This window comes from Paenibacillus sp. Y916 (assembly GCF_056786435.1).
On record NZ_JBXCJA010000003.1, the window covers coordinates 368,937 to 381,733 of the forward strand.

The following is a 12,797-nucleotide window of genomic DNA, read 5'->3' on the forward strand; positions in this document are numbered from 1 at the left end:
AGAGTCCCACCTACACATTATTTGAAATTTAAAATAGTAAGAGTTGCGCTTGATGCTCTAATCCTTATATCTATGTAGAGACGGCCGCTGCCCTTCAAAGGACAGCCAGACCGTTTCTTTCTAGTAGTTCGTTACTAATACGCTAGTTAGTGTTACTTTAGTCCGCCATATCTACCGCACTACGAATTTGAAGTGCGGATTGAAGCGACTCAAACGTAACAGAGGAAGACAATGTATCTTTACGTAGGATGACAGTCTTCACCTGATCAGGACATAAGTCGAAGTAATTATCGCTCCATTTGACATCCAAGTTCGCAAATTCTAGCTCCACGTATTTGGCAAGTTCCTGTGACGTTAATTTCAGTTCAAAGGTTTCCTCTTGTTCCGACCATTCGGCAGCTATCATAGTTGGATTCAATTGGAAATGCTTAGCGGCAGCGAATAGTAGAACGCCTTCACTTACCACATCTCCAGCCACATTTTCTAAACGATACTCTAAATAAGCAGAGCGCATCTCATCGTCGGTTAGCTGTGATGTGAAATCAAGTTCAACGACAGAGGTAGAGCTAAGTGAACTCGCTTCAACTGATTGTCGGCCTTGATGGTTAAGATGTGATGACGTGCTACGAAGTTTCCAAGATACGGTGCCATCGAAGGAGTTCATCGTTTCATTGGATACGTGTAAGGCTACGTTCTTACCTTCTTCGCAAGCAGAGAGAAGAATAGGTGAGTAGAATCGTTTAGCGAAATAATGAAGTGCCTTCCAGCGACCGTAGTAATCGATACTCGACCATGAGGCAACTGGCCAACAGTCATTCAGCTGCCAGTAAATCGCTCCCATACAGCGCCCTCGATTGCGTCTCCAATGCTCTACACCATATTTCATCGCTTCTGCCTGTAATATCTGGGAAGCGTAGACAAGGGAAGAGAAGTCCTTAGGATATTTGAAGTTCTGAGATAAGTAGTACATGATCTTTCCGTTCGCTCCATCATTTTTCTGATGACGTTCCATAACATAGGAGAAAATATTACGATCCTCTGGCTCAGTAAAGCTCTCAATCGTTTTCACACTTGGAAATGATTGGAATCCAAACTCAGAACAGAATCGAAAGTGGAAAGAGCGATATTCTGTAAAGGGTTTTAGACCATGCCATACTTCCCAGTAATGAGCATCACCGCGGTTCGGATCGCTTGGATGATCAAAGCTACCGCCGGATGATGGGGAAGAAGCCCAGTAGAATGTGTTGGGATCGTACTCTGCAGCCACATCTGCAAGGAGAACTTCGAATTGTTTAATATAATCTTCCTTCATCTTCTCCGTCTTAGGAAATCCCCAATCGACGATGGCAGATTCAATCTCGTTATTGCCACACCATATTCCTAGAGAAGCGTGGTGCCGTAAGCGCTGAATATTATCGATAGCTTCTTGTTTGATGTTGGCAGCGAATGCATCTGTCAGGTCGTATACAGCACAAGCGAACATGAAGTCCTGCCAAACGATGAGTCCATAACGGTCACACAGATCATAGAAACCCTGATCCGGATAAATACCGCCACCCCAGATGCGAATACAGTTAAAGTTCGCTTCGATACAGTCGCGAATTAGAATCTCCGTCTTAGCAGTAGAGGTTCTAGGTAATAGATTATCTTCAGGAATATAATTTGCACCCATTGCAAATATAGATATGCCGTTAATCTCGAATTCGAATGATTCACCCCAGGCATCTGGCTCTTGTCTGACGCGAATGGTCCGCAGACCGATGGTGTAATCTTGCTGATCGACTAGAAGGTCTCCGTCAAAAAGTCCAATGACTACCTTATAGAGAGGTTGTGCGCCATAGCCATTAGGCCACCATAGTTGTGGTTGATCAATCATCATCGTCAATGTTTGGATACCATTCTGAGCTTGATTCCGTGCTGTAATCGTTTCTCCATCAGGATTCGTTACACATATATCTAAATTTAAATGTTGCGTATTCCATGACTCTAACTTAAGACGTAGCTCAAGTTCGACTTGCTCCTTCGTATGGTGCTGGGTTATGTAGACATCCTGAATCCGAGCAGTATTATATGCCTTCAAATAAATATCACGCCAAATCCCGGCATCCGGCAATTGTGGTCCCCAATCCCATCCGTAGCTGGAATGTGCTTTACGAATATGGGGGAAGCCATCCATCGTTGTGTCTACGCCCCATAGATGAGATGCCTCTTGTTTCTCAGCGATATAATCTAACGTATTATGGAACAGAATAGAAATTTCATTTGTCCCGAGTTGGATGAAAGGCTTAATGTTGAGCACATAAGTACGGTGCATATTATCGGTATCGGCAATGAAATGCCCATTGATATGAATGGTAGCTAATGTGTCGAGCCCTTCACATACTAATTCTAAGCGATCACTTTGGAATAGATCATCTGATACGTCAAAGTTGCGAGAATATCGATACTCTCGGTTCATGATATCTTTAGCATTCTTTTCGTTGTCACGATAGTAAGGGTCTTCAATAATTTCTGCTTGAAGTAGATCATTATAAACGGACCCTGGGACTTGAACCTCCTGAGGGATAAGTTCATGATTATCTTGAAGTTGCCAAATTCCAGTTAACCTAAGAGTCTTCATCGTGTAATCTCCTTTTTAAGCTAACAAGAATCCGAATTTGTTAGTGTTGTGTTATATTTATTTGCTATCTTATTTATAATCCTATTTGTCCTAAATATCAAGACATAATCTTGAATAATGTAAATAAATTATATCCTTCAAGCTTATATCTATTGAAAATGGAAGCGTTTAGTTATTATTAAGTTATCATTTTGTTATAATAACAAGTTAAATGTTAATTGAGACGTATAACAAAAAGAGGATATCTTACAACCATATTCATAGCTGCAAGACATCCTCTGAAATTTGGTTTGTTTAACAAAAAAGGGTGAAAACAACCTCTCGTATCAACTCCTTAAATTCCCTTCGGTCAGACATTTACCGTTGACACTTCCCCTTATTTATCCCTCTGAACTTCGACAAAAAAAGAGTAGCCGCAGCCACTCTTAATTTTACTTATTAAACAATCGCGCCCGATTATGGCACAATAATTTCTATATCAAAACCATTCATTTAATTTTTTTCTCCACTTTTTTTCTGATTTAGCATTTAACTCTTTAATGTGTTCGTCATTTTTTACTAGCAGTTCATATCCAATTGCCAAAAGTAGTACACGAATTAAAATATAAGCACCAATGGCAATAAAAGTGATTAAAATTGGATAATAAGGTTCAAGTACACCTAAAGATATATGCTTCTTTTCCAAAAGAAAGGAAATTACAGCAACTATAATTAAGCTAATTCCAGTAACCGTTATAAAAGTGTACCTTTTTTGCATATTTTTATATCTTACTGTTAATTCCTTGAGATAGTTATGGTCCAAAATTAATGGTCGTTCCTCGAGAACACTATACCTATCATCTACTCTAGTTACTCCTCTTAAAATAGCGATAATCCCTAAAGTAGCAATGATAATGATAAGGAATGTATATATTTCTGGATTACCTTTAAAAACAAAATACGGAACGGTGGATAAAATCAACAAACTAACTCCAAAAGCAATAGGGTTAGCAACCTTAGGTATTTGGAGTAAAAATCCATCTCCCATTTCCTTACTAACATAATACTTTTCTTGATTATCATCATTTTGCTCAACAGTATCTTTAATCAAATAATCAATGGAAACCTCAAAGATATTTCCAATCATTAAAAGTTTTTCAGTTTCAGGAAACCCTTGATCATTTTCCCATTTGCTAATAGCCTGTCTTGAAGTGTTTAGTTTTTCTGCCAAGGCTTCTTGGGAGTATCCTTTCCCTTTTCTTAGTTTTAAAAGTTTCTCACCAAATGTCACGGTACAACCTCCTTTGCTCTAATAAATAAATTGTATTAAAACAAAGTACTAAGCTCTATCCTATATCGATTGCACTTTGTCAATTTATAGTTGCAATTGTGTTAAATGCAGAAGAACGCTATTGTTTCTTCCATAATCTGGCCCATTTGTTAACCAACAATTTTCAATGAATTATATGTATCCTACCATCTTCAAAAATTTCGACTGGCTGATAACTATTCATGAAATCAAGTGCATCAACCATAAACCCATCTTTCAACATTTGTTTCTGACCATTTTCAAAAACTTTTCTGTCCAATATCAAACTATAAAAATAAACCTTTTCGTCACCGATCATTTCAGAATTCATCATCACAAAATGATTACCATACCTATTTTTAAAATATTCACGGGCTAACTCATGGCTAGAAAATTCAGGGATTTCCGATTTACACCTTTATGATCTTGTGAACCATGTTCATGAAATCTTTTACAACCTGGACAATAATAAAATCTTTCACCTGGTTTAAGCATTGTCATTCCCCCTAGAAATCACATAATTATTTAAACCAACATGCCAGTAAGCCATCACATCAACAGCACCGTTCGCAACTTCATCTGAATCCTCATCGATGTGAATCAAATCGCCATCTTCGGCATCGCCCAAATTCAATTCTTTATGAATTTCTTTGAGCAAACCACCGTAGTTATTCCTGCTGTCGATCGGGTAGCTGGCTTACATAGCTATCTGATAGGTGTAGAAGCTTCAATGCTCGTTCGTATTCGGCTTCCGTTGCCCCCTTGGAGTTCCCGTTCTCTCCAACGAATGGATAGTGGGTTCCATCCTCATATCCGTTACCTGGCAGGAACAAGGCTTTGTCACTCATGAAAGAACCACTAGGGAGGTAGTATCTTTCAGGTAATAAATTATAATCGTGGTTCAATAAATCCTGTCCGAAGTGAATCTGATGGTCAAGTGGTGCCCCAACCAGATTGGCGATCGTAGGCAACACGTCTATTTGTCCACCCAATGGCGTTAGAACGGCAGGTGATACGATGTCATTACCGCTAATAATGAGTGGAATATTCATCATATCTGCATAACTATACTCGTGCTCATAGATTTCTTGCATTAGTTCTTTATCGCGGCGATCTAGGGAATACAAAGGTAGGCCCATATGGTCTCCGTAAGTCACGATTAAGCTGTTATCCCATACACCATTCTTCTTTAGATCCTCGATGAACAAGCCAAGTGCATAATCTGCGTAATTCTGTGAACGAATATAATCACCAACGAACGTACCCTCATAGCGTTCCGGTAATGTCATTTGGTACTTGTCTTCTGGGATCGTGAATGGATGATGTGCCGTCATTGAAATGATTTGAGCGTAGAAAGGATCTGGCGATTCATCCATTTCTTGAAGTTTTCCTGCCGTTTTGGTGTATAGAACTTCATCTGAAGATCCGAAGAAAATAACATCCTCATCCTCGAAGAAAGGTTGGGCATAATAATGATCGAACCCAAGTGCAGCATATAGTTCTTTACGATTCCAGAACTCTACATTATTCGTGTGGAATGTTGCGCTTTGGTATCCGAGCTCCTTCAAAAGCTTAGGAAGGCTCGGTAATGACTTGTTGGAATAGACCTGTGAGGCAGCCCCTTTTGGTGGAATATAGAAGGACGTATTCACAACAAACTCGGCATCAGAAGTATTGCCTTGCCCTACCTGTTGGTAAAAGTTAGGGAAGTAAAGGCTATCTTGGGCAAGTTTATTCATATTCGGTGTGATTTCCTGTCCATCAATGGTTAGGTTCATCAGGAAGGTCTGGAAAGACTCCATTTGAATAATAATGACATTCTTTCCTTGAGCCGTCTGCCAGTATGCAGGAGTTGCAGGTATACTAGTTCCTTTTAACTGATCAATGACCCCTTGGGAGATGTCGCTATTTGGAATCCATTCGGTATTATCTTTTGCAAGAATTGTATAGGCTTCATAACTAAGAATCCCCATCTCTTGAGCTTGGGTAATTTCATTCATACTCGCACGATTGGGGAGAACGTTGAACAGACATACTACTAACGATACAACAAATAGTATCGAGACAACTTTATTTCTCCGCTTGATTGAAATGTGCAACTTCCAGGATTTGAACTTCTTGTTGCGAAAAGATAATAGAAAAAAAAGAATAATATCAGTAAAGATAAACAAATAATAAGGCGCAAGCAGTGAGAAGACACTGTTACTTACTGCAGTGACTTGATTGACCTGTTCCAGCGCATGATAAGTCACAATGACACCATAATATTTATAATACATGATGACCGCAAAGTATATGGCAGTGACAACTAAATTGATAATCATATAATAGGTGAATTTACGTTTGCTAGCGAACCATTCGACCAGACTGAATAAGATCCAAATGAATGGGAGCTCGGTGAGAAGTAGCTTCCACGGAAGTGGATCGCTAAAGGTTACAGCCCATGTTAAATAACCTTTCAGCAATAAAATAATAGAGAATAGTACGAAAGGTTTCTTTAGAAGACCTTTGGATAATGCTGACCAAGACATATAAATAACTTCCTTCCAAAAAATAAATAACCAAATGTGGTATATAATTACAAATCACCTAATAAAGAAACTCTATATTATTATGCTCCCTGATAAGATAGATGTCAAAAATGCATCCCGTACACCAGCTACTCGCTGATGATGGGATGCATTATTTGAAAATGTAAGAAAGTATAAGTTGCACTCTATACATTTATTGTATCGGTCATTAAATGATGCCTTGATCCAACATAGCATCAGCGACTTTAGTGAATCCGGCAATATTCGCACCAACCACTAGGTTTCCGGGATATCCATTGGTATCAGCAGCTTCAGCGCATCTCTTATGAATATTAATCATAATTTCGTGAAGCTTCGCATCGACTTCTTCAAAGGTCCAAGCTAATCTCATACTGTTTTGGGACATTTCCAGTGAAGAGACGGCTACGCCACCAGCATTAGCTGCCTTTGCAGGACCGAAGAGAACACCATTCTCAAGGAATACATCGATAGCTGCCAATGTGGATGGCATGTTAGCACCTTCAGCAACGGCCTTGACGCCATTCTTCACAAGCAATCTAGCTGCATCCTCATCAATCTCATTCTGTGTAGCACAAGGGAGGGCAATATCACATGGAAGGGACCAAATACCTTCGCAACCGGGATGGTAAGTAGCATTAGGATGTTCCTTGACGTATTCACTGATACGTTTTCTTTCTACTTCCTTCAGTCTTTGAACGGTTTCGTATTGGATACCATCAGGGTCATAGACATATCCATTAGAATCACTACATGCAACAACCTTTGCTCCGAACTGAGTCGCTTTCTCAATCGCGTAGATCGCTACATTACCTGAACCAGATACGACAACCGTACTACCTTCTAGTGTTTGATCTTGGGCTTGCAGCATCTCATTTACGAAATACACAGTACCATAGCCAGTTGCTTCTGGGCGTGCTAAGCTACCACCGTAATGAATTCCTTTACCTGTAAGAACACCTGCTTGATTGCCACCGTGGATTCTCTTGTATTGCCCGAACATATAACCGATTTCTCTGGCTCCAACTCCGATATCCCCAGCAGGAACATCGGTATCTGGACCGATATATTTATAAAGTTCCGTCATGAAGCTTTGTGTAAATCTCATGATCTCGCCATCTGATTTCTCTTTAGGATTAAAATCTGATCCACCCTTACCCCCACCGATAGGTTGACCTGTAAGAGAGTTCTTGAATATTTGTTCAAATCCTAGAAATTTAATGATGCTGGAATTGACAGAAGGGTGAAAACGAAGTCCCCCTTTGTAAGGTCCAATGGCGCTATTAAACTGTACGCGATAACCACGGTTAACTCTAACCTTGCCTTGATCATCTACCCAAGGTACTCGGAACATGATGAGTCTTTCTGGCTCCACGAGTCTTTCTAAGATGCCAGTCTCCATATATTTTGGTTGTTTAGCTAATGCGGGAACTAAAGATTCCAATATTTCCTTAACCGCTTGATGGAATTCCAGTTCATTAGGATTGCGTTTTTGTACCGATTCAAAAATCTTGTTCACATATTGCTTTGCGACGGCCTCAGTTGGTTCGTTAACTCTTAAAAATGTCATAATATTAACCTCTTCTCTTATAGTTTATATTCTCTATTGGATAGTGAAATTATACACTTTTTAAGCGCCACTACAACACTTTTGAGCAATAAATACACATTTTAATTTTTTATTACCATATGCGGGTTTTGTTTATACGACCCTAAAAAGGATGTAACTGCACAACTATATTCATGGTATGATACAACAAAATATGAGAACGGGTGATCCTATTGTTGGAGCATAATGATGAACTCAGACAGGTGAAAATTTCCGTCCGACCTTTGGTGGAATATGTGTATAGCAGCGGAGACATTGAATCAGGATTCAGAGGTGTGGCTGCGCTCCATGAAGGAACTAGAATACATCAACAAATGCAGGGAATGTATGAAGAAGGTGATCTGAAAGAAGTAACTCTCAAGACAGAAATGTTATACGCGGATATTCTATACCTGATTGAAGGAAGGTGTGACGGTCTAATCCTCTTGGAGGATGGTTGGATGGTGGATGAGATCAAGTCGACCTCTTCGGACATAAATTTTATGGAAGAAGGCTATCCAGTTCACTGGGCTCAAGCGCAGATCTATGCTTATATGGTAGCGAAAGAACAGGGACTTAGTCAAATGAATATTCAATTAACATATATTCAAGTGGTTACGAGTGAGGTGAAACAGTTTAGGAAATCGCTTACTTTTATTGAGTTGGAGTCATTTGTATTGGATGTTTTGGCCAGTTATAACCCCTTTGCTTCTTTAAAGTTGGAACATATCCGTCGGAGGGATGATAGTATTCGTTCTATGCCGTTCCCCTTTGATTGTTACCGTGAAGGGCAACGGAAGTTAGCAGGTGCAGTGTACCAGACCGTCAAGGAGGGTCAGAAGCTCTTTGTGAAGGCGCCTACGGGTATCGGGAAGACGGTATCGACCTTGTTTCCATCGGTAAAGGCGATTGGAGAAGGGCTACTGCAACATATATTTTACTTAACGGCTAGAACGACGACCCGCACAGCCGCGGAACAGGCACTAAGCTTGATGCAGTCAAAGGGACTGAACTTACAAACGGTGACCTTGACGGCAAAGGATAAAATATGTTTCCAAGAAACGGTCTCTTGCAAGAAGGAAGACTGTCCATTTGCAGATGGCTATTACGATCGCATTAACGTAGGAATGATGGATATGCTGTCGAATGAGACCTTGATGGATAGGACCGTAATTGAGCATTATGCTCGCAAGCATCAACTATGTCCCTTTGAGTTCTCGCTGGATGCTGCTTATGTGGCAGATGCGGTCATATGTGATTACAATTATGTCTTCGATCCCCGTGTATCTCTGAAACGATTATTCGAAGAACGGAAGAAGAAGACTGTATTACTAGTGGATGAAGCTCATAATTTGGTTGATCGCGGGAGGGAAATGTTCTCTGCAACGCTAGGTAAGGCAGAATTTCTCGAGCTACAAAGAGGCTACAAAGGTAAGAACAATCGTATTCATGAGACGTCTCGTGCTGTCAATCAATATTTCATTGCTTTAAAAAAAGAGTGTGGCGAGATAAAGCGTAAATTGTGGAAAGAGCTTCCTGAGGACCTGATGAATAAGTTAGACCTCTTTGTTCAAGAGGCTGAGCAAGAACTTCAAGGGATCGGACATGGAGAGGATGAATCGCGTCAACTGTTGTTGAATACATATTTTGCTGCGCAACATATGATTCGGATTTCTAAACTATATGATGAACGCTACGTGACTTATGCAGAAGTGATCCGAAATGGGATGTCCATCAGAATGTTCTGTATGGATCCTTCATTCTTGCTAGCTCAAGCGGGAAAAGGTTTCCGCTCAACGATATTTTTCTCTGCCACGTTGTCTCCTCTGCATTATTACAGAGATATGATCGGGGCGGGAGAAGATGATTACAGTTTGAGCGTGGCATCGCCATTCCATCGGGAACAATTAGATGTTCGAATTGAGTCTCTCTCGACAAGATTTCGGGATCGCGAGAGCACCCAAGAGCCATTGGTAAGTTTATTAAGTCAGATGGTTCGGGAACGTCGAGGGAATTATCTGATCTTCTTGCCGTCTTATCAATATTTACAGGATGTATATGCTCAATTTCACTCTGAGAACTTGGATGTAGCTACGATTGTGCAAGGAACGGGGATGGCTGAAGAGGAAAGGGAGGCATTCTTAGCAAGCTTTCGATCTGATAATCCTGATACTCTCGTAGGATTTGCTGTGCTAGGAGGTATCTTCTCCGAAGGTATTGATCTACAAGGAGATCGATTGAATGGTGTTGCAGTTGTAGGTGTAGGTCTTCCTCAGATAGGGATGGAGCGGGATCTAATGAAAGACTACTTCAATCGTATTGGGAAGAATGGTTATGACTACGCTTATGTATATCCAGGTATGAACAAAGTACAGCAAGCTGGCGGAAGGCTCATTCGCTCTGAACAAGACACAGGCATTCTCATGCTGGTGGATGATCGGTTCTTGCAGCGCCAATATCAGGAGTTACTGCCTGAAGAATGGAGGGGATAGGTTTAGAACCGTTCTGGTAAACTTGAATTTAGAAGGAGGGATTGGCATACTACTAATATAATCTTGCACGCTATATGTTCGAGTTCAAAAAGTCGACTTTTTGAACAACCTCTATACATTAAATTACCTCGAAGGGAAGAGGAGTTATGCAACAATTACGGATAGGTATTATTGGAACGGGTTGGTTCTCCCAAGTTCATGCAGATAATCTAATCGCTATGGAAGGGATTAAGCTTCAGGCCGTGTGCGGTAGTAGCCTAGAGAAGGGAGAGCGAATGGCAATACACTATGGAGCAACGGGTTATGGGGATGTTACGGTTATGTTGGAAACGGAGCGGTTGGATGCTGTGTACATTTGTGTTCCTCCAATGGCACATGGGGAGATTGAAGAGAAGTTAATTGAACGGGGAGTACCCTTTTTGGTGGAGAAACCTATTGGGATTAATTCAGAATTACCCCGTCGTTTACTGAGACAGATTGAAGAGAAGTCGTTACTAACATCTGTCGGATATCAACACCGTTATAATGAAACCGTCGCTCAAATGAAACAATTACTTACTGAACAAAAAGTGGGTATGGCTTTGGGGCAATGGATGGGCGGCATGCCTGGCGTGGCGTGGTGGAGACAACAGGAAGGATCAGGTGGACAATTCATAGAGCAGACAACACATATTGTTGATATTCTGCGGTACTGTTTAGGAGAAGTTGAAGAAGTATATGCGATGTATGGCAACCGTGTGATGCACGAGCAACATGATAATGTAGGCGTTTCCGACGTTGGTACAGTAACGCTGAAGCTCGCTAATGGAGTGATTGCTAACGTATCTAATACTTGTATTCTACCAGGCAACGTAGGCTCATCGGGTATTACATTCTACACAGGTGAAGGTCTGCTAGACTGGAATCCTAGCCGGTTGAAGGTGGTGACACCGAATGTTACTACAGAATATAATAATCCCACGAATCCTTATGTGTTGGAGAGTGAGACGTTTATTAACGCACTACGCACAGGTGATTCCTCTCAGATCCGTTCTGATTATGCTGATGCATTCAAGACGCAATTGGTCGCCTATGCTGCATTAGAATCTGCCAATACAGGATTACCAATAAGGATACAATATTAGAACGTGAGCCACGTTATCAATGTAGTAATATGGTCATCATGTAGGGGGCCATTCCCAAGGTGAACAGGGCAGCGAGAATCATGGAGATACTAGAAATAGTACCACTGAGCGAGCTAAGCTCAAATGCTTTTGATGTACCCATTCCATGGGCACTGGTACCAAGCAGAATACCTCTTGCAACCTCATTGTCAAAGTGGAAAATTTTTAGAACAGAGGGTCCGATGATCGTTCCAAGAAGCCCTGTCATAATAACGAATACGGCAGTTATATTAGGGACACCACCGATGACTTCAGACACATTAATGGCAATGGGTGTCGTAATCGATCGCGGAATAAGACTTGTCACAAGTGAGCTGCTTAGATGCATCCATTTCGCAAGATAGACCGATGAGATCATAGCTACGATAGATCCGAAGAGTACGCTGGCGATAATTTCGATGGCGTGCTTTTTTAATACCTTAAAATGTTTATATAAAGGGACAGCAAATGCTACAGTTGCCGGTTGCAGTAAATCGCTGAGCCATTGACCACCCATATTATAGGATTCATAAGGGATCCTCGCAGATAGTAGGAAGACAACGAGAACCAAGGGTGTTATTAATAATGGCGATAAGTACACTTTAGACCACTTCTTATACATATATTTAGTCGTATAATAAACGCCGAGGGTTAGTATGAGATACAGCATTCCAATTATCATGATATACGTCGCTCCTTCCTATTAGATATCCTGCTTGCCATAAGGCCGGTGCTAACCATGACGATAAATGTACTAATGATGACAACAAGCAATATCTGAATGCCATTATTTTGCAGCATCGGAATGTATTTCATAACACCAACTGCGGCGGGGATGAAGAATAGTAGTAGCTCAGCAAGCAACCAAGTAGCGCCAATGTCGATCCATTCTAGGCGAATAATGTGCGTCTCCAACAGAATGAAGATCACTAAGATACCCAAGATGCTCCCAGGTACACTCCATTGAAGCCATTGTGTTAGTTGATTCATCAGTATGGAGAAGCCCATTAAAGCCCCGACTTGAATGATTCCCTTTAGCATATTTCTCATCATGTTCCGCTCCTTTCATTCGTTATGAAAATTTTACATCACATTCTTTCATAGGTAAAATGAATATA

The 12,797-nt window shown here is 40.8% G+C and carries 9 protein-coding genes and 1 pseudogene; 2 read left to right on the forward strand and 8 right to left on the reverse strand.

Annotated elements, in window-relative coordinates; all coding sequences use genetic code 11:
• Nucleotides 1–157 precede the first annotated feature (157 nt).
• From AC1TO9_RS09710 to gdhA, 6 genes and pseudogenes are all read right to left on the reverse strand, one after another.
• On the reverse strand, nucleotides 158–2,620 hold the full coding sequence (locus AC1TO9_RS09710) for a beta-mannosidase (protein WP_482059025.1): 2,463 nt from the start codon (nucleotides 2,618–2,620) through the stop codon (nucleotides 158–160).
• Between the two features lie 478 nt (nucleotides 2,621–3,098).
• Entirely contained in the window at nucleotides 3,099–3,890 is a 792-nt protein-coding gene (locus AC1TO9_RS09715; protein WP_482059026.1) for a helix-turn-helix domain-containing protein, read from the reverse strand.
• A 163-nt stretch (nucleotides 3,891–4,053) separates the two neighbouring features.
• Entirely contained in the window at nucleotides 4,054–4,242 is a 189-nt protein-coding gene (locus AC1TO9_RS09720; RefSeq protein ID WP_482059027.1) for a hypothetical protein, read from the reverse strand.
• A 153-nt stretch (nucleotides 4,243–4,395) separates the two neighbouring features.
• Nucleotides 4,396–4,575 (reverse strand): annotated as a pseudogene (locus tag AC1TO9_RS09725) (hypothetical protein); the annotation flags it as partial.
• 1 nt (nucleotide 4,576) lies between these two features.
• Nucleotides 4,577–6,439, reverse strand: a complete 1,863-nt coding sequence (locus AC1TO9_RS09730; protein ID WP_482059028.1) for an LTA synthase family protein — start codon at nucleotides 6,437–6,439, stop codon at nucleotides 4,577–4,579.
• Between the two features lie 208 nt (nucleotides 6,440–6,647).
• The gene (gdhA, locus tag AC1TO9_RS09735; protein WP_482056486.1) at nucleotides 6,648–8,027 is read right to left on the reverse strand and encodes an NADP-specific glutamate dehydrogenase; all 1,380 of its coding nucleotides are present in this window, start codon (nucleotides 8,025–8,027) and stop codon (nucleotides 6,648–6,650) included.
• 215 nt (nucleotides 8,028–8,242) lie between these two features.
• On the opposite strand from gdhA, the gene AC1TO9_RS09740 reads away from it, so the two are divergent.
• Both AC1TO9_RS09740 and AC1TO9_RS09745 read left to right on the forward strand, forming a co-directional pair.
• Nucleotides 8,243–10,537 (forward strand): ATP-dependent DNA helicase, encoded by a 2,295-nt coding sequence (locus AC1TO9_RS09740; RefSeq protein WP_482059029.1) that lies wholly within the window; start codon nucleotides 8,243–8,245, stop codon nucleotides 10,535–10,537.
• A gap of 146 nt (nucleotides 10,538–10,683) precedes the next feature.
• Nucleotides 10,684–11,661, forward strand: a complete 978-nt coding sequence (locus tag AC1TO9_RS09745) for a Gfo/Idh/MocA family protein (protein ID WP_482059030.1) — start codon at nucleotides 10,684–10,686, stop codon at nucleotides 11,659–11,661.
• Between the two features lie 16 nt (nucleotides 11,662–11,677).
• Here the strand turns inward: AC1TO9_RS09745 and AC1TO9_RS09750 are convergent, their stop codons facing one another.
• Together AC1TO9_RS09750 and AC1TO9_RS09755 are read right to left on the reverse strand one after the other, a co-directional pair.
• Nucleotides 11,678–12,361 (reverse strand): CidB/LrgB family autolysis modulator, encoded by a 684-nt coding sequence (locus tag AC1TO9_RS09750; RefSeq protein WP_482056489.1) that lies wholly within the window; start codon nucleotides 12,359–12,361, stop codon nucleotides 11,678–11,680.
• Nucleotides 12,358–12,729 carry a CidA/LrgA family protein gene (locus tag AC1TO9_RS09755; RefSeq protein ID WP_482059148.1) on the reverse strand — a complete coding sequence of 124 codons (372 nt, stop codon included), beginning with the start codon at nucleotides 12,727–12,729 and terminating at the stop codon, nucleotides 12,358–12,360. The genes AC1TO9_RS09750 and AC1TO9_RS09755 overlap by 4 nt, the downstream gene beginning before the upstream one ends.
• Nucleotides 12,730–12,797 lie beyond the last annotated feature (68 nt).